General features: G+C 66.0%; 26 protein-coding genes, 1 tRNA gene and 1 riboswitch. Of the genes, 19 read left to right on the top strand and 8 right to left on the bottom strand.

All coding sequences use genetic code 11. The annotated features are described in order from the left end of the window. Positions 1-5 precede the first annotated feature (5 nt). A complete protein-coding gene (locus QMK31_RS03005) occupies positions 6-1106 on the top strand; it encodes a VIT1/CCC1 transporter family protein (RefSeq protein ID WP_283499445.1) in 1101 nt (366 codons plus the stop codon). Here the strand turns inward: QMK31_RS03005 and QMK31_RS03000 are convergent. Further along, complete coding sequence (locus tag QMK31_RS03000; RefSeq protein WP_283499444.1) at positions 1103-1921, bottom strand: PDC sensor domain-containing protein; 819 nt, start codon at positions 1919-1921, stop codon at positions 1103-1105. The genes QMK31_RS03005 and QMK31_RS03000 overlap by 4 nt on opposite strands. After that, positions 1918-2739 carry a FadR/GntR family transcriptional regulator gene (locus QMK31_RS02995; protein WP_283499443.1) on the bottom strand — a complete coding sequence of 274 codons (822 nt, stop codon included), beginning with the start codon at positions 2737-2739 and terminating at the stop codon, positions 1918-1920. Before QMK31_RS02995 ends, QMK31_RS03000 begins: the two co-directional genes overlap by 4 nt. A 118-nt stretch (positions 2740-2857) precedes the next feature. Here QMK31_RS02995 and QMK31_RS02990 point away from each other — a divergent pair, with 118 nt between their 5' ends. The 6 genes from QMK31_RS02990 (at position 2858) to QMK31_RS02965 (ending at position 8534) form a co-directional block, all read left to right on the top strand. Beyond that, positions 2858-3904 (top strand): ABC transporter ATP-binding protein, encoded by a 1047-nt coding sequence (locus QMK31_RS02990; RefSeq protein ID WP_283499442.1) that lies wholly within the window; start codon positions 2858-2860, stop codon positions 3902-3904. Positions 3905-3927: 23 nt separating this feature from the next. Next, positions 3928-5121, top strand: coding sequence for an ABC transporter substrate-binding protein (locus QMK31_RS02985; protein ID WP_283499441.1), 1194 nt, complete (start codon positions 3928-3930; stop codon positions 5119-5121). Positions 5122-5190: 69 nt separating this feature from the next. Continuing rightward, positions 5191-6117, top strand: a complete 927-nt coding sequence (locus QMK31_RS02980; RefSeq protein ID WP_283499440.1) for an ABC transporter permease — start codon at positions 5191-5193, stop codon at positions 6115-6117. Positions 6118-6126: 9 nt separating this feature from the next. Further along, positions 6127-6927, top strand: coding sequence for an ABC transporter permease (locus tag QMK31_RS02975; protein WP_283499439.1), 801 nt, complete (start codon positions 6127-6129; stop codon positions 6925-6927). Positions 6928-6980: 53 nt separating this feature from the next. Next, complete coding sequence (gene dinB, locus QMK31_RS02970) at positions 6981-8189, top strand: DNA polymerase IV (RefSeq protein WP_283499438.1); 1209 nt, start codon at positions 6981-6983, stop codon at positions 8187-8189. An 18-nt stretch (positions 8190-8207) separates the two neighbouring features. Further along, positions 8208-8534, top strand: coding sequence for a hypothetical protein (locus tag QMK31_RS02965; protein ID WP_283499437.1), 327 nt, complete (start codon positions 8208-8210; stop codon positions 8532-8534). A gap of 85 nt (positions 8535-8619) precedes the next feature. Here QMK31_RS02965 and QMK31_RS02960 read toward each other — a convergent pair whose 3' ends face one another. Then, positions 8620-8859 carry a hypothetical protein gene (locus QMK31_RS02960; RefSeq protein WP_283499436.1) on the bottom strand — a complete coding sequence of 80 codons (240 nt, stop codon included), beginning with the start codon at positions 8857-8859 and terminating at the stop codon, positions 8620-8622. 43 nt (positions 8860-8902) lie between these two features. Continuing rightward, a riboswitch (TPP riboswitch) is annotated at positions 8903-9013 on the top strand. A gap of 32 nt (positions 9014-9045) precedes the next feature. On the opposite strand from QMK31_RS02960, the gene QMK31_RS02955 reads away from it, so the two are divergent. The 5 genes from QMK31_RS02955 to QMK31_RS02935 all read left to right on the top strand — a co-directional run bounded on the left by QMK31_RS02955 (position 9046) and on the right by QMK31_RS02935 (position 12970). Further along, positions 9046-9687, top strand: a complete 642-nt coding sequence (locus tag QMK31_RS02955; protein ID WP_283499435.1) for an ECF transporter S component — start codon at positions 9046-9048, stop codon at positions 9685-9687. 3 nt (positions 9688-9690) lie between these two features. Then, on the top strand, positions 9691-11220 hold the full coding sequence (locus tag QMK31_RS02950) for an ABC transporter ATP-binding protein (RefSeq protein WP_283499434.1): 1530 nt from the start codon (positions 9691-9693) through the stop codon (positions 11218-11220). Continuing rightward, positions 11217-12011, top strand: coding sequence for an energy-coupling factor transporter transmembrane component T family protein (locus QMK31_RS02945; protein ID WP_283499433.1), 795 nt, complete (start codon positions 11217-11219; stop codon positions 12009-12011). The genes QMK31_RS02950 and QMK31_RS02945 overlap by 4 nt, the downstream gene beginning before the upstream one ends. Continuing rightward, entirely contained in the window at positions 12004-12579 is a 576-nt protein-coding gene (locus tag QMK31_RS02940) for an AAA family ATPase (protein ID WP_283499432.1), read from the top strand. Before QMK31_RS02945 ends, QMK31_RS02940 begins: the two co-directional genes overlap by 8 nt. A gap of 127 nt (positions 12580-12706) precedes the next feature. Next, a complete protein-coding gene (locus tag QMK31_RS02935; RefSeq protein ID WP_283499431.1) occupies positions 12707-12970 on the top strand; it encodes a hypothetical protein in 264 nt (87 codons plus the stop codon). Between the two features lie 6 nt (positions 12971-12976). On the opposite strand, the gene QMK31_RS02930 is transcribed toward QMK31_RS02935, so the two are convergent. The 4 genes from QMK31_RS02930 to orn all read right to left on the bottom strand — a co-directional run bounded on the left by QMK31_RS02930 (position 12977) and on the right by orn (position 15492). Next, a complete protein-coding gene (locus QMK31_RS02930; protein WP_283499430.1) occupies positions 12977-14266 on the bottom strand; it encodes a D-alanyl-D-alanine carboxypeptidase family protein in 1290 nt (429 codons plus the stop codon). 24 nt (positions 14267-14290) lie between these two features. Next, complete coding sequence (locus QMK31_RS02925; protein WP_283499429.1) at positions 14291-14641, bottom strand: metallopeptidase family protein; 351 nt, start codon at positions 14639-14641, stop codon at positions 14291-14293. A gap of 56 nt (positions 14642-14697) precedes the next feature. Continuing rightward, a tRNA-His gene (locus QMK31_RS02920) sits at positions 14698-14773 on the bottom strand. Between the two features lie 44 nt (positions 14774-14817). After that, a complete protein-coding gene (gene orn, locus QMK31_RS02915) occupies positions 14818-15492 on the bottom strand; it encodes an oligoribonuclease (protein ID WP_283499428.1) in 675 nt (224 codons plus the stop codon). 123 nt (positions 15493-15615) lie between these two features. Here orn and QMK31_RS02910 point away from each other — a divergent pair, with 123 nt between their 5' ends. Next, entirely contained in the window at positions 15616-15834 is a 219-nt protein-coding gene (locus tag QMK31_RS02910) for a thioredoxin (RefSeq protein ID WP_283499427.1), read from the top strand. Between the two features lie 7 nt (positions 15835-15841). Here QMK31_RS02910 and QMK31_RS02905 read toward each other — a convergent pair whose 3' ends face one another. Next, positions 15842-16609: a FadR/GntR family transcriptional regulator gene (locus QMK31_RS02905; protein ID WP_283499426.1), complete on the bottom strand. Its 768-nt coding sequence runs from the start codon at positions 16607-16609 to the stop codon at positions 15842-15844. 229 nt (positions 16610-16838) lie between these two features. On the opposite strand from QMK31_RS02905, the gene QMK31_RS02900 reads away from it, so the two are divergent. From QMK31_RS02900 to QMK31_RS02875, 6 genes are all read left to right on the top strand, one after another. After that, positions 16839-18326: an ABC transporter substrate-binding protein gene (locus tag QMK31_RS02900; protein WP_283499425.1), complete on the top strand. Its 1488-nt coding sequence runs from the start codon at positions 16839-16841 to the stop codon at positions 18324-18326. 113 nt (positions 18327-18439) lie between these two features. Beyond that, positions 18440-19387: an ABC transporter permease gene (locus QMK31_RS02895; RefSeq protein ID WP_283499424.1), complete on the top strand. Its 948-nt coding sequence runs from the start codon at positions 18440-18442 to the stop codon at positions 19385-19387. Then, positions 19384-20262, top strand: a complete 879-nt coding sequence (locus QMK31_RS02890) for an ABC transporter permease (protein ID WP_283499423.1) — start codon at positions 19384-19386, stop codon at positions 20260-20262. The genes QMK31_RS02895 and QMK31_RS02890 overlap by 4 nt, the downstream gene beginning before the upstream one ends. Next, a complete protein-coding gene (locus QMK31_RS02885) occupies positions 20259-22064 on the top strand; it encodes a dipeptide ABC transporter ATP-binding protein (RefSeq protein WP_283499421.1) in 1806 nt (601 codons plus the stop codon). Before QMK31_RS02890 ends, QMK31_RS02885 begins: the two co-directional genes overlap by 4 nt. A gap of 52 nt (positions 22065-22116) precedes the next feature. Beyond that, complete coding sequence (locus QMK31_RS02880) at positions 22117-23550, top strand: amidase (protein WP_283499420.1); 1434 nt, start codon at positions 22117-22119, stop codon at positions 23548-23550. Positions 23551-23707: 157 nt separating this feature from the next. Further along, positions 23708-24892 carry a hypothetical protein gene (locus QMK31_RS02875; protein ID WP_283499419.1) on the top strand — a complete coding sequence of 395 codons (1185 nt, stop codon included), beginning with the start codon at positions 23708-23710 and terminating at the stop codon, positions 24890-24892. Positions 24893-24897 lie beyond the last annotated feature (5 nt).

Genomic DNA, 24897 nt, shown 5'->3' with positions numbered 1-24897 from the left:
ACGTGATGACTGCGCAGCGCGACGGGAGGGAACCGTCGAGCAGGGACATCCGTCGGTGGCGGCAGTACCTGGCCGACGAACAGGCCGAGGCCGCGGTGTACCGCGACCTCGCCAATCGGCGGGGCGGCGAGGAACGCCAGATTCTGCTCGCCCTCGCCGACGCTGAGGGCCGGCACGAAGAACACTGGCGGCACCTGCTCGGCCAGAACCTCGGCTCGCCTCGGCGCGGCGCTCTGCGCACGCGGTTTCTCGGGCTGCTCGCCCGCCGGTTCGGTTCGGTCTTCGTACTCGCCCTGGCCCAGCGCGCCGAGGGACGCTCGCCCTACGACGCGGACGCCGACGCGACGAACGCCATGGCCGCCGACGAAACCGTGCACGAAGAGGTCGTGCGCGGACTCGCCGCGCGCGGCCGCAAAAGGCTGTCTGGCACCTTTCGCGCCGCCGTGTTCGGCGTCAACGACGGCCTCGTCAGCAACCTCGCGCTCGTGCTCGGGATCGGCGCGACCGGTGTGCCGGCAGCGACGATTCTGTTCACCGGCATCGCCGGGCTGTTGGCCGGTGCGCTCTCGATGGGCGCCGGCGAGTACGTGTCCGTGCGGTCCCAACGGGAACTGCTCGAGGCCTCAACCCCCGCGGCACCGGCCAAGAGCGTGCTCTCGCACCTCGACCTCGCCGCCAACGAGCTGACCCTGGTCTACCGGGCCAGAGGCATGTCAGAGGAAGAAGCCGAGACCTACGCCCGCGGCGTGCTCGCGGCCGCCTATGCCGCGACCGGACCAATCGACGAGGTCAGCACGCAGATGCCGGAGCCCGATGAGCACGAGGCCATCGGTACGGGAACCGGGGCCGCGCTGTCGAGCTTCTGCTTCTTCGCCTCCGGTGCGCTGTTGCCGGTGCTGCCTTATCTGTTCGGCATGAGCGGTGACGCGGCCATTATCGTCGCGACCGTTCTGGTCGGCGGGGCGCTGCTGGCCACCGGTGCCGTCGTTGGCCTGCTTTCGGGTGGTCCACCGCTGAAGCGCGCGCTGCGGCAGCTCGTGATCGGCCTCGGCGCGGCCGCGGTCACCTACCTGCTCGGGCTGGTCTTCGGCACCACGATCGGCTAGCTCGGCAACGGGCCCGCGACGACCGCGAGCCCGGTTCGGCCGCACCATTGGAACGAATGCGCGCCGTCGGGTCCGAGTGCCGTGATCGACAACGTGCGGTCGCTCAGAAGCTCGGTCAGCCCCGGCAGACGCAACAGAGCCCCGGTCGCGAGGTGAGCGTCGGCGGAGACGACCACTCGCCCGCTCGCGTTGATAACCGTCGCCGCTACGGCACCGGCATTCAGGCGCGGTACCAGATCGCGTTCGATCTCATCGACCGACAGGTCGATGCCCACGACCCCGATCAGCTCGGAACCATCCCGGTAGACCGGAAGCGTGAGCGTGAGCGTGTACTCGTCGGTGCACAAATAGTCCACATAGGGCCCGGTGATGTGCCGGCGCCCGGTCTGGGCCGGAACCCGCCACCATTCCAACGCGGTGTAATCCCGAAAACTCTCCTCGAGCGGGTCTTCGACCGTTTCCAGATGACGGATGCCGGTGGCCGGCTGCCCCTGCGACGCCGCGTTCCGCCCGCCCAGCCACCAGGCCAGGTGCCAGCCCAGAAAGTGCGGCGCTGAAACGAAACCGGCTCCGATCACGCATCCGTTGGAGTCGTCGAATTCGGCGCGCACGAGCTTTTCCACCAGAAAGTCGAATTGGGCCCGGTCGGCGATAGTACCGGAACGCGCGGCGTAGCTTTCGACCAGATCGACCCACCGTTCCAGACGGGAGAAGACCGGGTCGAAGACGTCGGCGACGGACGCGACGCTGGCGTCGGTGACGGACGCGACGCTGGCGTCGGTGGGAGGCGTGGTGTGCCCGGGAGCGATGGTCATGCGGATGCCCCCGTCGGTACTGGCGTGGAAGTGGTGCCTGGCATGGCCGAACTACCTTTCTGTTCCAACGGTGACTTCTCCAGCAGTGACTTCGCTTCGATCAGCCACTCGACCGATTCCATGATCTGCTCGACGGTGAGCTGCCGGGCGCGGGCGCCGTCTTCGGCAACGAGCGCGGCGACCGTCTCGCGCTGCACGGCTCGGCACCGCTCCCGTCGAAGGGGTTCGCGCAGGCTGAGCCACAGCAGGGCGCCGAATTCGGCCTGCAGCCGCAATTCTTCGCGCACGAGCCGGGCTGACTGGCTGAGCGCGGCCACTTCGAGACGGAAGGTGCCCTGCCCGCGGCGCGCGGCCTCCGCTATGCCGGCATCGGTGCGATCGAGGATGCGCTCGAGGTTGGTGATGTCGGCGGCGCTCGCCCGGTCGCCGGCTAGTTCGGCGGCGAGGCCGGCGATCGCGCAGTAGTGCACGCCGAGGTCGCGCACCTGCACCCGGGACCAGGCCAGGAGTCGGTCGTCCTGCAGATCGGTTGAGCCCCCACCGGCAAAGGTGACGAAGCTGCCGCCGTCGCGGCCGCGTTTGGTGTGCACGAGGTTGTTGCGGCGTAGGATCTCGAGCGCTTCGCGGGCGGTGACCGTGGCTACGCCGAGCTGGCGGGCCAGTTCCGCCTCACTCGGCAGCCGTTCGCCATCGTGCAGCACGCCGAGCACGATGGCGTCGGTCAGGCGCTGCAACACCAGCTCGGCGCGCCCGGCACCATCGAGCGGAGCGAAAATGGCCGCGCGGGTTCCCGATCCGGCGCGGCTGGACTGCGGCATGGGCTGCTCATTTCAGGTTGTGACACGACCGTAACATCCCGTCCCACTTTCATGACATCTAACTCCATATGATTACCTGTGAGTGAGCAGGGAGCCAATGAATGACGGAGGAAATCGTATGAACGGTGCGCAGCCCGCCATCCGTTTGACCGGACTGACCAAGAGCTTTGGCAGCGTCAATGCCGTCGACGGTGTCGACCTCGATATCGCCCCGGGGGAGTTCTTCTCCATGCTCGGGCCGTCGGGTTCGGGCAAGACCACGGTGCTGCGCCTGATCGCCGGCTTCGAACAGCCCTCGAGCGGGACCATCTCCCTGCTCGGCCAGGACGTCACCAACCGGGCGCCGTTCGACCGTGACGTCAACACGGTGTTCCAGGACTACGCACTGTTTCCACACATGAGCGTGCTCGACAACGTGGCCTACGGGCTGCGAGTGCGCGGCGTCGCCAAACGGGCCAGGCAGGAGCAGGCCAGAGCGGCCCTCGACACCGTGCGCCTGAGCGGTTTCGCCGATCGCAAGCCGAGCCAGCTCTCCGGCGGGCAACGCCAACGGGTTGCCCTCGCCCGCGCCACCGTCGTGCAGCCCAAGGTATTGCTGCTCGACGAACCGCTCGGCGCCCTCGATCTGAAGTTGCGCGAGCAGATGCAGGTAGAACTCAAAGAACTACAGCGCAACCTTGGAATCACGTTCATCTTCGTCACCCATGACCAGCAGGAAGCCCTCACCCTGAGCGACCGCATCGCGGTTTTCAACGAGGGCAGAATAGAGCAGCTCGGCACCCCGTCCGAGATTTACGAGCGCCCCGCCTCCTCGTTCGTCGCGGCGTTCGTGGGTACGTCGAACATCTTCGACAGCAGCATCTCGCAGGCTCTGCTCGGCCGGGGCGGCGTGCACTCGGTGCGCCCAGAGAAGATCAGCGTCACCACCGAAAACTTGCCCCTGGTGGCTGACCGTACGGCAGCCGGGGTGCTGGCCGAGGTGATCTACGTTGGCAGCAGCACCCAGCTCATCGTCGACCTCGATGCCGGAACGCGCGTCGTGGCGCTCGAACAGAACGATGCGCACCGTGTGGCGACCAACGAACGTGGCGCGCGCATCACCATCGGCTGGAACGATTCCGACATCGTCACCCTGGCTGATTCCTCGCTCACTTCCCACCCCTGACCGATTCACGAATGGAGAATGTCATGAAACGCACCCCGACACGCTTTGCCTCTGGCGCCCTCACCGGCGTCGCGATCGTTTCGGTAACCCTGCTCCTCACCGCCTGCGGCACCAGCCAGGGCGGCGGCACGACGCAACCGACCCAGGCGCAGACCAAACTCGGCGAGATGGAAGGCAGCGTCTCTCTGCTGGCCTGGCCCGGCTACGTCGAAGACGGCAGCAACGACCCAACGGTCGACTGGGTCAGCGCCTTCGAAGAGAAGACCGGCTGCACCGTCACCAGCAAAACCTACGGTACCTCCGACGAAGCGTTCAGCCTCATGAAAACCGGTGACTACGACGTTGTCGCGGCCTCCGGTGACGCCTCCCTGCGGCTCGTCGCCGCCGGCGACGTCGCCCCGGTCAACACCGACCTCATTCCCAACTACGACGGTATCTTTGACTTCCTGAAAATGCAGTCCTGGAACAGCGTCGACGGTGTCTCCTACGGAATTCCGCACGGCTACGGTGCCAACCTGCTCATGTACAACACGGAAATCGTCACCCCGGCACCCACCTCGTGGAACGTTGTCTTCGACAAGTCGTCGGCCTACAAGGGCGCGGTGACCGCCTACGATTCACCTATTTCGATAGCGGATGCCGCGGTCTACCTCATGGCGCACCAGCCCGAATTGGGAATCGAGAACCCGTACGCCCTTGACGAAACCCAGCTCGCGGCATCCGCTGCGCTGTTCAAGGACCAGCGGGTGAACATCGGCGAATACTGGTCGGACTACCTCAAGGAGGTGCAGGCCTTCGAAACCGGAGACACCGTGGTCGGCACCACCTGGCAGGTCATCCGCAACTCCCTCGCCGAGGGTACCCCGGCCGAAGTCGTGCTGCCCGACGAGGGCGCGACCGGCTGGTCGGACACCTGGATGATCGCTGCCAAGGCGAAGAGCCCGAACTGCGCCTACGCCTGGCTCGACTACATCGCGAGCCCCGAGGCAAACGCGCAGGCCACCGAGTACTTCGGTGAGGCACCGTCCAACGCTAAAGCCTGCGACTTCACGGTCAACCCGGATCACTGCGCGAGCTACCACGCCGGCGACGCCGACTACGCGGCTCAGATCTGGTACTGGTCGACACCGATCGCGGAGTGCCTTGACGGGCGCACCGATGTTAAGTGCACCGACTACTCCGACTGGACCACGGCGTGGCAGGAAATCAAGGGCTAACGTTCGTTCGCGTCAGACACTGACGGTACACACTCGGGTCACATATTCGCGTCGACAGAAGGATGCACAATGACGGTTGACGCTCCCGCGCCACCCACTCGCCGGGCGATGGTGTCGCCGCGAGGCGGCACCATCGCCCGGCGGGGCTCGGTCTATCTCAGCCGACACCCGCGCGTGCGGCTGTCGCTGCTGCTCGGGGCGCCCCTGTTCTGGCTCGGTCTGGTCTACATTGCGGCCCTCGCCGCGCTGCTGATCACCGCCCTGTGGACGGTCGATTCGTTCACCGGGCAGATTTCGCAGACCTGGACCCTCGACAACATCGTGGCCGTTCTCACCGGGTCGCTCTACCAAGCCGTGACGCTGCGCACGGTGGGGGTGGCGCTGTTGGTCACCATCATCGACATCGGGATCGCGTTGCCGATCGCGTTCTACATGGCGAAGGTCGCGAGCCCTCGGGCCCAGCGCATGCTCGTGATCGCCATTCTGATGCCGCTCTGGGCGAGCTACCTCGTGAAGGCGTACGCCTGGCGTTCGGTGCTGTCCCAGGGCGGCATCTTTGAATGGCTCGTCTCACCGTTCGGCGGCCAGAGCCCCGGCTATGGCCTGCCGGCGACGATCATCACCCTGTCCTACCTGTGGCTGCCCTATGTCATCCTGCCGATCTACGCCGGGCTGGAGCGGGTGCCGGATTCCCTGCTGGAAGCATCCGCTGATCTCGGTGGTGGCACCTGGTCGACGCTGCGGCTGGTCGTGCTGCCGATGATCTGGCCGGCGATCATCGCCGGGTCGATCTTCAGCTTCTCGTTGTCGCTCGGTGACTACATCACCGTCAATATCGTCGGCGGGGCCAATCAGATGCTCGGCAACCTCGTCTATACCAATGTCGGGGCGGCGAACAACCTGCCGCTCGCGGCCGCGATCGCCCTCATCCCCATTCTGATCATCTTTGCCTACCTCGCCGCGGTGCGGCGCACGGGTGCGCTCAACAACCTCTAGGAGCCTGTCATGCGTCTAAGTCGACCGGCTCGCGGCCTGCTCGCGGCCATCACGGCCGTGGTTCTGGCCCTCATCTACCTGCCGCTGCTCGTGGTGTTCGTGAACTCGTTCAGCACCAGCCAGAACCTCACCTGGCCGCCGCCGGGCTTCACCCTGGAATGGTGGGCGAAGGCCTTTCAGAGCGACGGGGCCCTCGACGCGGTGCTGACCAGCCTGCAGGTGGCGCTCGCCTCAACGGCCGTGGCGCTCGTGCTCGGTACGCTGATTTCGCTCGGGCTGCAACGCTTCGAATTCTTCGGCCGCGATGCCATCAGCCTGCTGGTCATCCTGCCGATAGCGTTGCCTGGCATCGTCACCGGCATCGCTTTGAACAATGCGTTTCGTACGGGCCTGGGCGTGCAGCTGTCCATTCTGACGCTCATCATCGCTCACGCAACGTTCTGCATTGTGACCGTGTTCAATAACGTGATCGCCCGGCTGCGGCGTCTCGGAACCAGCCTCGAGGACGCTTCCTCCGACCTCGGCGCCGGCATCTGGACGACGTTTCGCCTCGTCACCTTTCCCCAATTGCGGTCGGCGCTGTTCGCCGGCGGTCTGCTCGCCTTCGCCCTGAGCTTCGATGAGATCATCGTGACGACGTTCACGGCCGGTTCGAGTGTGAAGACGCTGCCGCTGTGGATTCTGGACAACCTGTTCCGGCCCAACCAGGCACCGGTCGTCAATGTCATCGCGGTGGTGCTCGTACTGGTCTCGATCGTTCCCATCTACTTCGCGCAGCGCATCTCGGGCGCCGAAAAGGTCGTGCGCTAGTCCATCCTCCTTGGCGGTAGTGCAGAAGGGCAGGATCGGGTTAGGGTTCTTCGGTGGGCAGACAGGACGGCAGTGGGCGGCAGGTGTCGGCGAACGACGTCGATGACCGTTCGGCCACCGTGCTGCACGTCGACCTCGACGCGTTCTTCGTCTCGGTCGAGCTGCTCTCCCACCCGGAATTCGTCGACCAGCCGGTGATCGTCGGCCACCGCGGCGGCCGTTCGGTGGTCACGGCGGCCAACTACATCGCAAGGCGGTACGGGGTGAACTCGGCCATGCCGATGGCGCTCGCGCTGCGACAATGCCCGAAGGCGGTCGTGCTCGAACCACATATGGGGTTGTACCGCGATTTCTCCACCCGGGTCATGAGCATCTTCGACGATGTGACCCCGCTCGTCGAACGGCTCGGCATCGACGAAGCCTTTCTCGACGTGGCCGGCGCGACCCATCTGTTCGGCTCGCCCGCCGTGATCGGCGAACTCCTCCGCGCCCGCGTGCTCGCCAAAACCGGTCTGGTCTGCTCGGTCGGTGCGGCGTCGACCAAGTTCGTTGCCAAACTCGCGTCTGGCCTGGCCAAACCGAACGGCCTGCTGGTTGTTCCGGCCGACGAGACGATCGAGTTCCTGCATCCGCTGCCGGTGACCGCGCTTTGGGGAGTGGGGGCCGCGACCGAGCAAACGCTGACCAGCCTCGGCCTGAAACGGATCGGCGATATCGCGCACACTCCACTGGACGTGCTGAAGAAAACGCTGGGGGAGGCATCCGGTCTGAAGCTGTACGAACTCTCCTGGGGACGTGACCCGCGCGCGGTGACGATCGAGCGCGAAGAGAAAAGCGTCGGCCACGAGGTGACCTTTGAACACGATGTCACGGACGTCGACCGGTTGCGCAGCGAATTGTTGCGACAGTGCGACCTCGTCGCCGCGCGGCTCCGGCGAGGCGACCTCGTGGCCCGTCGAGTTTCCCTCAAGCTGCGCTATACCGATTTCAGCACGGTCACCCGATCGCGCACCCTCGCCGAACCGAGCAATGTCGGCCGCCGGATCTACGAGGAAGCGGTGGCCGCGTTCGACCTGCTGGCTGCGTCGGGCATTCGGGTGCGCCTGATCGGGGTGCGCGCCGAGCAGCTCGGCACGGCATCGGGGTCGGTAGGACTGTGGGATCCCGACGAAGACTGGCGGAGTGCGGAACTGGCCGTTGACTCGGTCACCGAACGATTCGGGGCGGGAACCGTGCGTCCCGCCTCGTTCTTCAAGCACTAGTCGCGCTACCCTGTTGGAATGACCAGCCTCCCGGAAAAACTAGCAGATACCTTCCGTTCCGCCGGCGTGAAGTCGGCATACGGCGATCCCGTGCAAATCGACGGTGTCACCCTCGTGCCGGTAGCCCTCAGCTATTACGGCTTCGGCGGCGGTGACGCCGGCGAGGGTGGTGCCGGATCCGGCGGTGGTGGCGGCGGAGTAACGCTGCCGATCGGCGCCTACGTGAAGTCGGGCGGGACGGCCCGATTCGAACCCAACGTTATCGCGCTGCTCGCCGTCGGTGTGCCGTTCCTCATCGTCGCCGGCCGAGCCCTGGCCCGGGTGATCAAAGCTCTAAAGAAGTAACCGCCCGGCCCCTCTGCGAGCTGTCTAAGGCGGACGGGGCCCGGGCCCCGTCCGTGGGCCCAGTCTATAAACTGGGCCCGCGGTCCTAAGGTGGGCCCGGACGCGTGCGGCGCGGCCAGCGCAAAGAGCGGATGCGGCGCGGCCAGCGCGGCCGCCGCGCGAACCGCCGACTCACCCAGCGGGGTACTCGCGGGCGCAGCCAGGCCGGAAAATGCCACGGGCCGCTCACCGGCAGGCCCTGCTTAATTCGACGTCGCCGCAGAATGAATCGGCGCAACAGCACGAGGTACAGCGCCGCCAGCACGAGCAGAATGCCGATGCTCACGTTGTGATACCCATACCGTAAGTCTAGGCGGGGCACTAGAGTTGAAGTCGATCACGGGAGTCCGGTACACCGGGCTGAGAGGAAGCTGACCCAAGCTTCGACCGTCGAACCTGATCTGGATCATGCCAGCGCAGGGAGGCTTCTCAATCCCGTGCCCTGTATTTACCCACGGAAAGGGCACGAACAGTGCACGCTACAATCACATCCACGCGCCCGGTCACGGCGAAAAAGCCGCGCAACTTTCGCTGGCGTGTCGTCGATATCGTCGTGGCGAGCGTCATCGGCGTCGCCAGCGGCGTCATCTTCTGGGCCTGGGGCCTCGCCTGGTCGCCGCTCAGCGTGATCCTCACGTTCACGCCCGGGCTCGAAGGGCTCCTGGCCGGCGGCTGGCTCTTCGCCGGTGTGCTCGGCGGCCTTATCATTCGCAAACCCGGCGCAGCTCTCTACACCGAGGTCATTGCCGCTGTCGTATCGATGCTGATCGGCACCCAGTGGGGATTCTCGACGCTCATCTGGGGCATCGTTGAAGGTCTCGGCGCGGAGATCGTGCTCGCACTGTTCTTGTACTCGAACTGGCGCCTCGGCGTCGCCCTCCTCGCCGGCGCCGGCGCCGGAGTGGCCGTTGGGCTGCTCGACACCACCGTGAGCTATGCCGCTCTGGACTTTAGTTTCAAGGCCGTCTACTTCGTTTCCGCCGTTGTGTCTGGCACCGTGCTCGCTGGTTTGCTGTCCTGGCTTGCCGTGGGCGGCCTGGCGCGAACGGGTGCGCTGAACCGGTTTGCAGCCGGTCGGGAAGGGTCGCGCGCGCCGTCCGCCGCGCTTCGCTAGCGGATGCCTGACGCCTCGTCGTTCGCACCCGCTCGTGACCCCCAGATTCGACCCGTGCAGATCCAGGCCCGCAATTGGGGCTGGCGGCACGCCGGACGCCAGAATCAGGCCGTGTCCGGGCTCGACCTGCGGATCGAGCCCGGCGAGCGGGTTCTGCTGCTCGGAGCCAGCGGCGCCGGCAAGAGCACGCTGGTGCACGCGCTGGCCGGGGTGCTCGGGGATGCAGAGGACGGCGACGAGACGGGCAGCCTGCACATTGACGGGCGACGCGCTGCCGAGGCGAGGGGCCGCGTCGGCCTCGTACTGCAGGATCCAGATTCCCAGGTCGTACTCGCCCGGGTCGGCGACGACGTCGCGTTCGGTTGTGAAAACCTCGCCGTTGCGCGCTCCGAAATCTGGCCGCGCGTGCGGCTCGCGTTGTCGCAAGTCGGCCTAAACCTGCCCCTTGACCATCCCACGTCGAGCCTGAGCGGCGGGCAGAAGCAGCGCCTGGCCCTCGCCGGCGTGCTCGCAATGCAGCCGGGACTGCTACTGCTCGACGAACCCACCGCAAACCTCGACCCTGGTGGCGTCGTCGAGGTACGTGACGCCGTCGTGCGTTCCCTCGACCACTCCGGGGCCACCCTCGTGGTCATCGAACACCGCGTCGAGGTCTGGCAGGACGTCGTTGATCGCGTCATCGTGCTCGATCCGGCCGGCGGCGTGCTCGCCGACGGGGCGACCCGCGACATTCTGGCCAGCCAGGGTGAACGGTTGGCGCAGGCCGGTGTCTGGGTACCAGCCCTGCCGCCCCGATTTCCGGTGCGTCACCCGATCGGTACCGCGCAGACCCTGCTTCGGGCCGATGCGCTCGCGGTCGGTCGCGTTCCCTTTGGCCGGCGTGCAGCATCCGTTGTCGCTGCTGGCATCACCCTCGACGTGCGCGCCGGGACGGCCACCGTTGTGACCGGGCCGAACGGTGCCGGCAAGTCCACGCTCGCACTGACCCTGGCCGGTCTGTTGAAACCGGCTGGGGGATCGCTGCGTGCGTGCGACCACTTCTCGGCTGGAGCTGCCCCCGAACCGCACCGCTGGCGTTCGACGCAGTTGCTGACCCGCATCGGAACCGTCTTTCAAGATCCGGAACTTCAGTTCCTGGCCGCGACGGTGCGTGACGACCTGCTGATAGGGCCCCGCGCCCTCGGGCTCAGCAATTCCGAGCAGACCAGCCGCGTCGACGACCTGATGTGTCGGCTGCGACTCGATCACCTCGCCGATGCCAACCCGTTTACCCTCTCGGGAGGTGAAAAACGACGGATGTCCGTGGCTACGGTTCTGGCCACTCGCCCGCGCCTGCTCGTGCTCGATGAACCCACTTTTGGACAGGATTCCCGCACCTGGCAGGAACTCGTGACCCTGTTGGCCGAGCTGCTCGACGAGGGAACCGCACTCGTGGCCGTCACGCATGACGCCCAGTTCGTCGGTGCCCTCGCCGATGAGGAATACCGTCTGGGCACCCCCGACCCGATTCGGCTCGGGGCGGGTGCCCTGTGAACCTGTTGACTCCCACAATTCGCCCGAGCGTGGTTGCCCGCCTCAACCCGGTTGCCAAGCTCGCCGTCGCCCTCACGGTGAGCTGCGCCCTGCTCTTGTCGATCGACTGGGTTTCGGCGGGTGTGGCCCTGCTGTTTGAGGCCGTGCTTCTGCTCTGGTGCGGACTCCGCGCCCGACAATTCTGGCTGCGCACCGCGCCGGTGTGGATTGCGGCACCGATGGCCGCGATCACGACGATCCTCTACGGCGAAGACTCCGGAGCGCTGCTCTGGCAGTTCGGGTTCATCTCGGTGACCGAGGGCTCGGCCCAGCTCGGGCTGGCCATCGGGTTGCGCGTTCTCGCCATCGGCCTGCCGGGCATTGTGCTGCTCGCCACGACCGATCCGACCGACCTTGCCGACGGCCTCGCGCAAGTGTTGCGCCTGCCGGCTCGGTTCGTTCTCGGCGGGCTGGCCGGGCTACGGCTCGTGGGCATGTTCATCGAAGACTGGCACTCACTCACCCTCGCCAGGCGGGCCAGAGGAGTCGGGGACGGCGGCGGCATACGAGGCGCCGCCCGCCGGTTCTTCGGTCCCGCGTTCTCCCTGCTGGTGATCTCGGTGCGCCGAGGCAGCAAACTGGCCACGGCCATGGAAGCGCGCGGTTTCGGCGGCGACACACCTCGCACCTGGGCTCGGCCGTCCAGGGTTCGTGCGGCCGATGCGGTTCTCGTCGGCATCGGATTCGGGATTGCCGGCATCGCCATCGGGGCCGCGGTGTGGGCCGAAACGTGGAGTTTCATTCTTGCCTGACGCTGTTTTCGAGCCAGCCCCCGGGAACGTCACCCCGTTGTTGGCGCCCCTGCTGTTGGCCGTCGCTGCGGCCGGATCGAACCCGGTGATTCTCATCGACGGGCCGAGTGGTGCGGGCAAGAGCACCCTCGCCGATGCCCTCGTGGAACACTGGCCGGGCACGGTGCGCCCCCAGCTTGTGCGGATGGACGACATCTATCCCGGCTGGGACGGCCTCGACGCGGCAGTGCGGCACCTGCACCGCCACGTTCTGCAACCACGACACGACGGGTTTCCTGCGGCCTGGCAGCGCTATGACTGGAGCCAGAACGCGGCGGCGGAGTGGCATCCGCTTGATCCGGCCCGTGCGCTGATCGTAGAGGGCTGCGGAACGCTCGCAGCCGCCCACGAACCGCTCAGCCAGGTGCGAGTCTGGCTGGCGGCCGACGACGCGCTGCGCAAACGACGTGCGCTCGACCGCGACGGCGACGTGTTTCGCGCCCACTGGGACCAGTGGCAGCGGGAGTGGGCGAGCTATCTCGAGCGGCAGAAGCCGGAAAGTTTGGCAACCGTTCGCCTGCGCAGCTGACACCAGCGCTCGTAGCACGTGTTTGAACCTGTGGCACTGGTTCGAACACGGGCCAGTTTCTCGCGTACCTGCCATGACGGCGAGTACTTGCGGGCACGGCTCGGTGCACCCGACTAGATTGGCTCCCATGAGTATTTCTGACAGCGAAACCCCGACCCTGTATATCGCCGAGTTCATCGATGGCCCGCTCGAGGGTCAGATTGATTCCCGTGCGCTCGTGCGCGGCAAACACGCACCACGAATCAGCATGGTCGCTGCCGTCGGCGGCCTCGAGTCGGTGTTCTGGTACGACGAGGTGGATGAGCGCGATCTGAACGGGCAACGTCGCGTGCGCTACGCCTTCGACCCGGGCGAGAGCGACCCGGTCGACACCGAGGTGGAGCCGCTCTAGCCCGACCTACTGGTCGAGAAGGGCCGTGATCATCACGATCGGATGCAACAGTCGCCAGCCCGGCCCGGGGTCGGCGATACCTTCGCTGAGTTTCAGGGCGGCCGAGAGCTTTTCCCCCGCAACGGTGAGTCGCACCTGGCCGACGTTTGCGCCGGTGCGGGCCGCGGCGAAGTCCTTGAGCGTGACGGTTGCGGCCTCGGGGGTGGCGGCCTGCCAGGCGTAGCGGGTGCGCGAGACCCCCACCACGGCCGAGGCGGTGTCGCCCCACGCGGATTCGAACGTCGCATAGGCATCACCCGCGGCCAGAACCGGCAGTGCGCCCACCCCGGCCCGTGCGCTTGCCATAAGGGCGGTCAGGTCTGCCGTGAGCGCATCGTAGGTCGGTTCACCGATGTAGACACCCGAGAACGTGAAGCTCGAGGCGCCGTCGTTCACCTCGGCGGTGAAGAGAAAACAGACCCCGGCGGCATCCGTATAACTTCGTGAAATGCCCGTGATGCCTTCCTCGGGCAGATACGGGGTGGTGTTCTCGACACCACGACGGTCCGCCAGAGCGGATGCGGGACTGGCCAGCATCGCAGACACCACCGGGTCGGTCGCGGCGAGACCGGCCAGGTGGGCGAGGTCCGTGGCGGTGCCGGCGCTCGCATCGTGCAGCCCGGTGGCATCGACGACGACCGTGTCGGTGAGACCGTTATCGGCGAGCCAGGCGTTGGCGGCGACGACGTAGGCGTCGACCGAGCCGAACGCCCAGCGTGCCACGCTGTCGGCGTGGTTGTTGCTCGACCCGAGCAGCAGCGCCTGCAACAGCTCGAGCTCGGTCCACTGTTCGTCGGCGAAGACCGCCACCGAGCGGGCTCCGGTCTTGTTGTAGTTCAGGTAGCTCTGAAAGTCTGCCGTGGTGAGGGTGACTATGGGCCCGGTCTCACCCGCCACAATGGGTTTGGCGTCGAGAACGACGAGGGCGGTCACGACCTTGGCAATGGACGCCATCGGAAGTGCCTCGGCCGTGCCTGCCACCGCGATCGGCGTCGACGTTTCAGCGCCATCCGCGCCGGTCGACGTCGTTCCGGAGGCATCGCTCGTCGTGGCGGCGAGCACCGCGATCGCGCTGGCGCCATTCGGCGACAGAACCGGGGGAGTGGGTGCTGTGGCGTTGCCGGTAGGAGTGGCCCGGGTGGCGGTGACCGTCGGCAGAGGCCCCAGCAGCGTCGCCGGGCCGTAAACGCCCACGCCGAGAATCACCACGGTTCCGATCAGGATGCCGACGAGACGGCCCACACGCAAGGAACTCATTCCCCAAGGCTAGACCGCGGGAGGCTAGCCCCAGCCGAGTTCGTGCAGCCTGTCGTCATCAATACCGTAGAAATGAGCGATTTCATGCACCAGGGTGATATGAATTTCGTCGTGTAGGTCCTCGAGGCTTTCACAGATCGCCAACAACGGCTCCCGGTAGAGCACGATGCGATCGGGCATCTCGCCAAATCCGTACTGGCCGCGTTCGGTGAGGGCGACCCCGTCGTACAGGCCGAGGGTGTCGAGGGTACCGTCCTCGGGACGGTCTTCGACCACGAAAATCACATTGTCGAGGCCGTCGACCATGTCGTCGGGCAGCAGGTCAAGCTCATCGACGACGAGACGTTCGAATTCAGCCGCCTCAAGGTTCAACATCGCGACCGGCTCCCGACCACCAGACGCCGGCTGAGGCCGAACGTGCTGGGTTTCATTGGGGTGAGTAACGGGGATTGAACCCGCGACCTCCTGGACCACAACCAGGCGCTCTGCCAACTGAGCTATACCCACCATGCGTCCCCACGTCTACAACGCGGGGCAACTCAGCAATCCTATTACACCTCGGAGGCGAATAAGTGCACAACATCTGCCGCGTGCGACTTGGCTTCGTCGCTCGTCGGCCCCGGGTCAGCCACGAACACTGTCTGACGGTAGTACGCAAGCTCGCGGATCGATTCGAGAATGTCGGCCAGGGCGCGGTGTCCGCCGTCCTTGGCGGGGGCGTTGAAGTACACCCGCGGGTACCAGCGGCGGGCAAGCTCTTTGATCGACGACACGTCGACGTTGCGGTAGTGCAGTTGGTTGTCGAGGCGGGGCATGTACCGGGTCAGGAAGGCCCGGTCGGTGCCGATGGAGTTGCCGGCGAGCGGGGCCTTCTGCTCGGCCGGAATAAACTTCAGAACGTATTCGAGAACCTGGAACTCGGCTTCGGCGGCGCTGACGCCGTTCGGGATCTCGGTGATAAGGCCGGACGAGGTGTGCATGTTGCGCACGAAGTCGCCCATGTTCTTGAGGGCAGAGTCGTTGGGCTTGATGATGATGTCAAGGCCGGGGTCGAGCACATTGAGGTCGTAGTCGGTGATGACGACGGCGATCTCGACGAGCTCGTCACGGTCCAGGTCGAGCCCGGTCATTTCGCAGTCGATCCAGACCAATCGGTCGGGACTCTTCGACGTCGGGGAGTTTGCGGGGGCGGTCGTGGGTGCTTCACCAGTCGTGCTGTTCGTCATTCCCCGAGTCTACCGGTGGCCTGCGACTCGGCCTGTAAACTTGAACGCTACCGAACTCAACGCGCGACCTGCGAGGCCCTGATGGAATTCACACTGTATTCGTCGTCATTTTGCGAACCGTGCATGCAGACGCGGGCAGTGCTCGCCGAAGCGAAACGACTCGTCCCCGGTGCGTCCGTGCGCGAAATCGATGTCGCCAGTGCTCCCGAGCAAGCCGAGGCGCAGCTCGTTCGCAACACTCCCACGGTCATCATCACCAACGGCGCCGGCACCGAGGTCTTTCGCGCGGCCGGCGTTCCCACCCTCGCACAGGTGCTCGTCGCCGCCGCCAAAGCGCTCTGAGCTGGCCCTACGCCGGAGCTTCGTCCGCAACGCTGCCGAGTGCCGCCCGACTCTGGGACGAAATGATGTCGCCGTAATACTCGATAACGAAGGACCGGGCCAGTCGTCCGGCACGCGCTCCGTCTCCCGCCGAGATCGCGCCCAGAATCTCACGATCGTGGGCGAGCGAGAGTTCCATCCTCGCCTGGGAGTCGGGGGCGCGATCGAGTTCGTCGGTCACCATGTCGATGAGAGCACCGCGGGTGGCCTCCCCGCAGATTTGCAGGAGCTGATTCTGGCTGGCGGCCCACACGGTCACGTGGAAGGCAACATCCGCTCGGCTGAACGCGACCGGTCCGTTGTCCACTTGGGCTTGCATGGCGTCGACGGCCGCCCGCATGTCGTTCAGCTGTACCTCGGTGCGGTGCTGGGCAGCCAGGGTGCAGGCGGTGCCCTCCAGCATGATGCGAAACTCCACCAGCTCCGACAGGGCGATGGTTTCCAGCCGCACCAGCCGGCTGACGGTTTTCGTCAGAATAGCGGGCGAGGCCTGCAACACTTCGGGTCCGCGCGGGTCGCCAGGGCGCGATCGCACCAGTCCGGTACTCTCGAGCACACGCAAGGCTTCACGAATGGTCGACCGGCTCACTTCGAAAGTCAGCATCAGCTCGCGCTCGCTCGGCAGGCGATCGCCGGGGCGGAGTTCCCGCTTGCTGATGGCGGTCTCGATCTGTTCGACGACGCGCTCGTAGGCCTTGACGGTTTTGACGGCGGTAAATGCGGCTTTGTGGGTCATCTGCACTTCCTCGAGGTTGCGAGCCGGCGCCAATATCGGGGTCGATCTTGACGATCTCAGATCTTCATGTAAAGCTGACTTTGATACAGAGTGTACTGGTCTGACCATGTGTTTCCCCGGTAGGCCCAGCACATCTCCACGGTATTTCTCGCAGTACTTCTGGCCGATCTTCGTGGGGCCAGCCCAACCAGAGGGGCACGTTCGAATGAGGACACACACCCGGCGAAGCATGTTCGCCAGCATTGCCACGGTCATGGTCGCGTCCATGGCCCTGGTCGGTTGTTCCAGCGGTTCGACGACCGCCGGGGGAAAGCCGGACACGTCGTTGACCGTTGGCCTGCTGGCCACTCCCGGCAACCTCGACTACACCACGACCGCCGGTGCAGCGATCCCGCAGGCCCTTCTCTACAACGTCTATGAGGGTCTGGTGAAACTCGACAACGACGGCACGATCATTCCCTTGCTCGCCGAGTCGTGGACGGTCAGTGACGACGGGCTGGTCTACGATTTTCTGCTGCACGACGGCGTGACCTTCTCTGACGGTTCGCCATTCACCGCGGAGAGCGTGAAGTTCAGCCTCGAACGCGTCAAAGACAATTGGACGGCCAACGGACCCGCCTACCTCGACCCCATCGCCAGCATTGAGGCGGTCAGCGACACCGAGGCGCGCATCACCCTGTCGAAGCCGAGCAATAGCTGGCTGTTCAACATGAGCGGTCCGGTCGGCACCATGTTCACCGAATCCGGGCTTGCCGACCTCGCCACCGCTCCGGTCGGCACCGGCCCGTACACGGTCAGCTCGTTCAAAAGCGGTGACAGCCTTGTGCTCGCCGCCAACGCCGATTATTGGGGCGAGGCCCCCTACATGACCGGCGTGACGCTGCGCTATTTCACCGACGCGACCGCGCAGACCAACGCGCTGCTCAGCGGAGACATCAACCTCATTTCGGGCATCTCCCAGTTTCAGCTGGTCGACCAGTTCAAGTCCAACCCCGACTTTCAGGTGCTCGAAGGCGCCAGTACCGGTGAGGTCACCCTGTCGATGAACAACGCCAGCGACGCCTTCAGCGACGTTCGGGTGCGGCAAGCGGTCATGTATGCCATCGACCGCCAGGCGGTCATGGACACCGCCAACAGCGGCTTCGGTCTGCTGATCGGTTCCATGGTGCCGCCGACCGACCCCTGGTATGACGAGAGCCTGGCCGATCTCTACCCGTACGACCCCGACCAGGCCACCGATCTTCTGGCCGAGGCCGGAGTCAGCGATCTAACCGTCGCCTTCAAGATTCCCAACCTGCCCTACGCCGTGGCCGGCGCCCAGGTGGTCAAGGATCAGCTCGCCAAGGTAGGCATCACCGCCAACGTGACAGCGCTCGAATTTCCCGCGGTCTGGCTCGACGAGGTCTTCTCCAAGCACGACTATGACATGTCGCTCATCATGCACAGCGAGCCGCGCGACGTGACCGCCTTCGCCGCCCCCACCTACTACGCCGGCTACGATTCACCCGCGGTGATGGCCAAATTCGCCGAAGCGGATGGCGCCGACGCGACCTCCTACATCGAACTGATGAAGGAGGCCACGACGACCATGGCTGAGGAAGCCGCCGCCGACTGGCTCTACCTGCAGCCGGCGATCGCCCTCGCCGACGCGGATCTGCTCGGGGTGCCGAAGAACACGCCGAGCCTCGCTCTGGACCTGTCGACGATCGCGCGATAAGGACCGCAGGGGCCGCGAACTGGCCCCGTACGCGTACGGTTGTTGTTCGAGTGGTTGGCGCGAAGTTCTGTGAGCCCGTGCCAACCGTGAATCAGTCAGAGGAAAGTCCCCTTATGGTCCTTGTGGTTCTGCGTCGCCTCGGCGTGTTCGCCACCACGGTGGTCGTGGCCTCGGTCGTGACGTTCCTGATGCTGTCGATACTGCCAGGTAACGCCGCCCGCATCGCTCTCGGCGTGCAGGCGAGTGAAGCGGATGTCGCGGCGCAGGCCACGGCCATGGGGCTCGACCGCCCCGCGATCGTGCGCTACCTGGACTGGTTCGGGAACGTGCTCATCGGCGATTTCGGTACCTCCACCGTGAGCCGCCAGGCGATCGGCCCCGAAATAACGGATGCCCTCGGAATCACGGTGATCCTCGTGCTCACCAGCGTCGTGCTGGCGCTGTTGTTCGCGATTCCGTTCGGAATTCTCACCGCGGTCCGGCAGCGAAAGCCCGACGGCGCCATCCTGTCTGGCATCAGCCAGATCGGCGTGGCCGTACCCGGATTTCTGGCGGGGATGCTGCTCGTCACGATTTTCGCCGTGACGCTGCGCTGGCTTCCGGCGGGCGGCTGGGTCGATCCGGGCGAAGACTTCGGCGGATTCATCGAACATCTCATCCTGCCGGCGATCGCGCTCGGCAGCGTGCAAGGCGCCGTGCTCAGCCGGTATGTGCGCTCCTCGGTGTTGGAAGTGATGCGTGAAGACTTCATCCGCACCGCGCGCGCCAAGGGCCTCGGTGCCGGGCGGGCCCTGTTTCGGCACGGGCTGCGCAACGCCGCCGTTCCGGTGATGACCGTTCTCGGCCTGCAGATCGCCACCCTGCTGGTCGGCGCCGTCGTGATCGAACGGGTCTTCAGCATTCCCGGCCTCGGCAGCCTGCTCTTGGACAAGGTGGCCCTGCGGGACCTGCCCGCAGTGCAGGGCATTGTGCTCGTGCTCGTCGTGTTCGTCCTGGCCCTGAACTTTCTGGTCGACCTCGCCTTCACGCTGATCGATCCCCGTCTTCGGAGCGCCACATGACGGCCATCAATGCCCAGATCCCCGCGGCGACCGGGCCGAACCCCGCACGCCGCGGCACGAAGGGCGGCGGGGCCACGCTCTGGGCCGGTCTCGTGCTCATCGGCCTCGTGCTGTTGGCCGCCGTCGTGTCCTTGTGGTGGACACCGTTCGACCCCGAAGGGGTCTTCTCTGACTCCATCCTTCTGCCGCCCGGCGCACAGCATCTGCTCGGCACCGACAGTTTCGGGCGGGATGTGTTCAGTTCCATCCTGCGCGGCGCCCAGATCTCCCTGCTCGTCGGCACCGTCGCGGTCGGGATCGCAGCGCTGCTCGGAGTGCCGTTCGGCATCGTGGCCGGTATGAATCCGGGCCGTCTCGACCAGTTCATGATGCGCGGCAATGACATCTCCCTCGCCTTCCCCGCCCTGTTGCTGGCCATTATTTTCGGCGCCATCTTCGGTGCGGGCACCGTGACGGCCATGGTCGCGCTCGGCATCGGCACGGCACCCGCGTTTGCCCTCATCGCCCGCAGCGGCACCATGCAGATCATGAGCCGCGAGTATGTGCAGGCAGCCCGCGCCTCAGGGAAGAGCGGCCTCTTCATCGGGGTGCGGCATATTCTGCCCAACATCAGCGGCATGCTCATCGTGCAGGCCTCCGTCTCGTTTGGCATCGCGGTTCTCGCCGAGGCAGCCCTCTCCTACCTGGGGCTCGGCACGCCCCCACCCACACCGTCCTGGGGGCGCATGCTGCAGGACGCCCAGGGCTACCTGTTCATCGAGCCGCTGCTCATCGTCTGGCCGGGAATCGCCATCGCAATCGCGGTGCTCGGCTTCAACCTGCTCGGTGATGGCCTTCGCGATCGCTTCGACCCCAAGATGCAGGTGAACCGATGACCACGAACGCACCCACCCTCAGCGTCACCGACCTGCGGGTCGGTTCACCGTTCGACGAACTTTTGCACGGTATCAGCTTCGACATTGCCGTCGGCGAACGCGTCGGCCTGATCGGGGAGTCCGGCTCGGGAAAGTCGCTCACCGCGACATCCGTTATGGGGTTGCTGCCGGAAACCCTCGCGGCCACCGGCACGATCCGACTGAACGGCGTCGATGCCGACCTGCTCACCGCCGGCGAGCGTCGCCTGAACTCGCTGCGCGGTAACACCATGGCGATGGTGTTCCAGGAGCCGATGACAGCCCTGAACCCGCTCATGCGGGTCGGAGCCCAGGTGGCCGAGATCATGATGGTGCACCGCACAGAGCGCGGTCGGCGGCAGGCTCGGGAACGCGCCGTGGAACTGCTGGCGCAGGTGAAATTGCCCAATCCCGCTGAGGCGGCCCTGGCGTTTCCGCACCAGCTCTCCGGCGGGCAACGCCAGCGCGTGATGCTCGCGATGGCCATGGCCAACGACCCGCAGCTGTTGCTCTGCGACGAACCGACCACGGCGCTCGACGTCACCGTGCAGGCCGAGGTGCTCAAGCTCATCGGCAACCTGGTCACGGACCGCGGCACCGCGCTGTTGCTGATCACGCACGACATAGCGGTGGTCGCCGAGGTATGCCAGCGGGTGCTCGTCATGTACCAGGGCAATATCGTCGAGGACGGACCGGTCGGGCGTGTGCTGACCGCGCCGCAGCATCCGTATACGCAGAAACTCATCGCGGCCTCCGATCTCTCCTCTGTCGATGAGCGTGGCCGGCTGCACACCATGTCGATGCCCGTCATCGCCAAACCCGTCACCGCCACGCCGGGCACCGCTCGGCCGCGCACGACGGCATCAGCGCCCAGCCACGTTCAAGCGGATGCCGCGGCGGCGCTGCTTCTGCCGCCTTACCCCGCCGCACATCAGCGCCTCGAACCCGACGGACCACCGGTGATCTTCAATGAGGTCGCCGGGGTACCCGCCATCTCGGTGCGCGACCTCAGCCGGCAGTATCGACGACGCGGCGGCGGACTGTTCGCTCCGGCCCCGATCGTGCACGGCCTGCGCGAGGTGTCGTTTGACGTGGCCGAGGGCCAGCGGTTCGGCATCGTGGGTGAGTCCGGCTCGGGCAAATCCACGCTCATGCGCATCCTCTGCGCCCTCGACCAGCCTTCCGGCGGCACGGTCGACGTGCTCGGGCAGTCCATCGACGGCGCCTCGGAACGGCAACTGCGTGACTTTCGCAGCCAGGTGCAGATCGTCTTCCAAGACCCGATGGGGTCGCTGGATCCGCGCATGAGAGTGCGCGATATCGTCGCCGAACCCCTGCGCAACGTTGGCCGTGCCGAGGCCCTCGCCCGGGTTGAAGCGCAGCTGGCCGCGGTCGGGCTCGACGCCGACGTGATGCACCGGCATCCACACCAGTTCTCCGGCGGCCAACGGCAACGCATCTCCATTGCGCGAGCACTCATCACGCGGCCGCGCGTACTCGTGGCGGACGAAGCGGTCAGTGCCCTCGACGTGTCGGTGCGGGCCCAGGTGCTCAACCTGCTCGCCGATCTGGTCGACGAATACCAGCTCACCCTCGTGTTCGTCTCCCACGACCTCGGCGTCATCCGCCACCTCTGCGACACCGTCGCCGTCATCTCCGACGGACGCATCGTCGAATGCGGGCCGACCGCCAGCGTCTACGACCGCCCGTTACACCCGTACACGCGGCAGCTGGTCAGTGCGACGCCGTCGATGGACGAACTGGCGCGACGAGTGGCGAACTAATTCGCCACAGCCTGACGTCGACCCGCACCACCGACCAATTGGAAGAGGCACCATGACCGAGACCGCGCCCATCGAGTGCCTGCCTGCGACCGAACTCGTTCAGCGCTACCACAGCGGCGATCTCTCCCCGGTCGAGGTGACGGCCGCGGTGCTCGACAAGGCCGAGCGCCTGCAGCCCGAGCTGAACTGCTTTTTTGGTCTCGACCGGGTCGGTTCCCTCGCCGCGGCTGCCGAGAGTGAGCGCCGCTGGGCGGCAAAAACTCCGCTCGGGCCCATCGACGGCGTGCCGACCAGCATCAAGGAGAACGTAGCCGTGCGCGGCTTCAGCCAGCCGTCCGGCACCGCCGCCAAGTTCGACGCTCCGGTCGCGAGGGAAGACGGGCCGAGCGCCGCGCGCGTGCGGGAGGCCGGCGGTGTCATCTTCGGCGTCACCGTCATGCCCGACTACGGCATGCTGTCCTCCGGGGTCTCGAGCCTGCACGGCGTGACCCGCAGTCCGTGGAACCAGGCCTGGACCGTCGGCGGGTCGAGCGCCGGCGCGGGCGCCGCAGCCGCCGCCGGAATCGGTCCGCTGCACGTCGGATCCGACATCGGCGGCTCGCTGCGGCTGCCGGCCACCTGGCTCGGGCTGGTGACGTTGAAACCGAGTTTCGGCCGCGTTGCCGTCGACCCGCCCTACATGGGCCGGGTCGCCGGACCACTCACCAGAACAGTGGATGACGCGGCCCTATTCATGCAAGTGCTCACCCGGCCAGATCTGCGGGACTACACCAGCCTCGGCGAGCAGCAGGTGGACTGGACCGACGTGCACTACGGCGCTGCGGGGGTGGCCGGACTGCGCGTGGCGTATCACCTGGCCGGGGGAGCGGGTCTGGCGACCGACCCGGAGGTGGCGGCATCCGTTCTGCAGGCGGTGGAACTCTTTGCCGCGGCCGGTGCGATCGTGGAGGAGATCGCCCCGCCGATGACCGAGAAATACCTCGCCGACCTCGACCTCTTTCTGCGGGTGCGCTCCCTCGCCGACTACGAGGTGCTCGAACCGGCGCGGCAGGCGATGGTGTTGGACTTCATCCGGGACTGGGTGCTGGCCGGAGCAGGAGTGTCGGGTACCGAGGTGGTGCGCTGCTATCAAAGCATTCAAGACCTGCGCGCGGCGACCGTCGCGGCCACCGCGCCCTACGACGTGGTGCTGTCGCCCGTGTCGCCGGTCGCCGCGTTTCCGGCGGAATGGCCGATGCCGACCAACGACGCGGCCACCTCGCTCGACCATATTGCGTTCACCGCGCCGTACAACTTCTCGGAGCAGCCGGCCAGCTCGGTGAACTGCGGGTTCACAACGGATGGGCGCCCGATCGGGCTGCACATCGCCGGGCGTCGCTTCGAGGACCTTGCGGTGCTGCGCGCCACCCACTGGTACGAGCAGGCGCGGCCGGCAGCGGCCGAGCCGGTCTGGCCGTTCCACACTGCGGCCAAGCTGGCACGCTGACCAGTCGGCGCGCCAGGGAGTGTCTAAACTCCGGTTCGAGGTTCTCTCGTCGTTCATGTCCTCGTGTTCGGACGTTCTTACAGGAGGGGCAGGGTTAGTGTCGCCGGATAGTGGGCCCGGCTCCATTCGCTCCCACCGAATCCGAGGACCGTAAATCGTGAAGAGAAAATTCGCACTAATCGCCACCGCCGTTTCGCTGGCCATCGCGCTGAGCGTGGCAGCGCCGGTCAGCGCGGCACCCGCCGACCCGCAGGGACCTCCCGCCCATGCAGAGGCGCCGGCGTCAATCGAGAACTATCCCACGACCATTGAATCCGGGTCTTGGGACGCCGGACACATTCAAGGTATTGCGATCGATGAGAAGAACGGGTACGTCTACCACTCGTTTACAAACACCTTGGTCAAGACGGATTTGCAGGGCAATGTCATCGGGACGGTTGAGGGGTTCACCGGCCACCTCGGCGACCTGGACTTCAACACTCGGGACGGCCGCGTCTACGGTTCCCTCGAGTACAAGGCCGTAGAGGCCTTCTACATCGCAATCTTTGACGTCAACAAAATCAACGCTGTCGGCATGGACGCCGAGGATTCAGGCATAGTCACAGCTGTGTACCTCGAGGAGGTCGTAGAGGACTTCACCGCGGACATGGACGGCAACGGCGTATTCGACGGCGACACCGCCAACACCGCAGACCACCGGTACGGTTCCAGCGGCATTGACGGTGTCTCTTTCGGTCCTGAGTTCGGGAAGAAACGCGGCAAGCAGCACCTGATGGTCGCCTACGGCGTCTACCGCAACGACGCCCGGGCCGACAACGACCACCAAGTGCTCCTGCAATATGACGTCTCCCGATGGGGCAAGTACGAACGCCAACTGACCCAGGCCGATCCGCACACTTCCGGCCCGGCCGACGAGGACGCCAAGTACTTTGTCCACACCGGAAACACCGCCTTCGGCGTGCAGAACCTCGCCTACGACGAACAGAGCAACCTCTGGTACATGGGCGTCTACCGCGGCGGCAAGCCCGAGTACCCGAACCGGACCCTCTACGTCCTGGATGGGACCGTCGCTCCGCAAGAGCAGATCATCGAAGGCCAGCCCAACGATGAAACCGGCCTCGTCGTGCCGCTCCTGCAGCAGGGGCTAAAACACGAAGCCACCGGCATCTACGGCTGGGAGTTCAAGTCAGACGTCGGCATCGAGCCCATCGGTGACGGCTATTTCTACGTCGCCCGAGATTATCGCGACAGCTCCAGCGGCCATGCGCAGCAAGCCGCCACACTTGAGCTGCACCGCTGGACCGGAGAAGGCGCATCCGGATTCGAGCGTGTCATCCGCTAGCTAGC

Origin of the sequence: Cryobacterium sp. PH31-O1 (assembly GCF_030063455.1) — a bacterium.
Lineage (GTDB): Bacteria > Actinomycetota > Actinomycetes > Actinomycetales > Microbacteriaceae > Cryobacterium.
The sequence above is the reverse complement of the archived record's forward strand: the minus strand, read 5'-3'. Positions and strand labels throughout refer to the sequence as shown.

What these genes read in the sequence shown, in the direction of transcription:
- QMK31_RS03005 (WP_283499445.1), top strand. Translation starts at nt 6, where the DNA reads ATGACTGCGCAGCGCGACGGGAGGGAACCGTCGAGCAGGGACATCCGT.
- QMK31_RS03000 (WP_283499444.1), bottom strand. Translation starts at nt 1,921, where the DNA reads ATGACCATCGCTCCCGGGCACACCACGCCTCCCACCGACGCCAGCGTC.
- QMK31_RS02995 (WP_283499443.1), bottom strand. Translation starts at nt 2,739, where the DNA reads ATGCCGCAGTCCAGCCGCGCCGGATCGGGAACCCGCGCGGCCATTTTC.
- QMK31_RS02990 (WP_283499442.1), top strand. Translation starts at nt 2,858, where the DNA reads ATGAACGGTGCGCAGCCCGCCATCCGTTTGACCGGACTGACCAAGAGC.
- QMK31_RS02985 (WP_283499441.1), top strand. Translation starts at nt 3,928, where the DNA reads ATGAAACGCACCCCGACACGCTTTGCCTCTGGCGCCCTCACCGGCGTC.
- QMK31_RS02980 (WP_283499440.1), top strand. Translation starts at nt 5,191, where the DNA reads ATGACGGTTGACGCTCCCGCGCCACCCACTCGCCGGGCGATGGTGTCG.
- QMK31_RS02975 (WP_283499439.1), top strand. Translation starts at nt 6,127, where the DNA reads ATGCGTCTAAGTCGACCGGCTCGCGGCCTGCTCGCGGCCATCACGGCC.
- QMK31_RS02965 (WP_283499437.1), top strand. Translation starts at nt 8,208, where the DNA reads ATGACCAGCCTCCCGGAAAAACTAGCAGATACCTTCCGTTCCGCCGGC.
- QMK31_RS02950 (WP_283499434.1), top strand. Translation starts at nt 9,691, where the DNA reads ATGCCTGACGCCTCGTCGTTCGCACCCGCTCGTGACCCCCAGATTCGA.
- QMK31_RS02935 (WP_283499431.1), top strand. Translation starts at nt 12,707, where the DNA reads ATGAGTATTTCTGACAGCGAAACCCCGACCCTGTATATCGCCGAGTTC.
- QMK31_RS02930 (WP_283499430.1), bottom strand. Translation starts at nt 14,266, where the DNA reads ATGAGTTCCTTGCGTGTGGGCCGTCTCGTCGGCATCCTGATCGGAACC.
- QMK31_RS02925 (WP_283499429.1), bottom strand. Translation starts at nt 14,641, where the DNA reads ATGTTGAACCTTGAGGCGGCTGAATTCGAACGTCTCGTCGTCGATGAG.
- orn (WP_283499428.1), bottom strand. Translation starts at nt 15,492, where the DNA reads ATGACGAACAGCACGACTGGTGAAGCACCCACGACCGCCCCCGCAAAC.
- QMK31_RS02910 (WP_283499427.1), top strand. Translation starts at nt 15,616, where the DNA reads ATGCAGACGCGGGCAGTGCTCGCCGAAGCGAAACGACTCGTCCCCGGT.
- QMK31_RS02905 (WP_283499426.1), bottom strand. Translation starts at nt 16,609, where the DNA reads ATGACCCACAAAGCCGCATTTACCGCCGTCAAAACCGTCAAGGCCTAC.
- QMK31_RS02900 (WP_283499425.1), top strand. Translation starts at nt 16,839, where the DNA reads ATGTTCGCCAGCATTGCCACGGTCATGGTCGCGTCCATGGCCCTGGTC.
- QMK31_RS02895 (WP_283499424.1), top strand. Translation starts at nt 18,440, where the DNA reads ATGGTCCTTGTGGTTCTGCGTCGCCTCGGCGTGTTCGCCACCACGGTG.
- QMK31_RS02890 (WP_283499423.1), top strand. Translation starts at nt 19,384, where the DNA reads ATGACGGCCATCAATGCCCAGATCCCCGCGGCGACCGGGCCGAACCCC.
- QMK31_RS02885 (WP_283499421.1), top strand. Translation starts at nt 20,259, where the DNA reads ATGACCACGAACGCACCCACCCTCAGCGTCACCGACCTGCGGGTCGGT.
- QMK31_RS02880 (WP_283499420.1), top strand. Translation starts at nt 22,117, where the DNA reads ATGACCGAGACCGCGCCCATCGAGTGCCTGCCTGCGACCGAACTCGTT.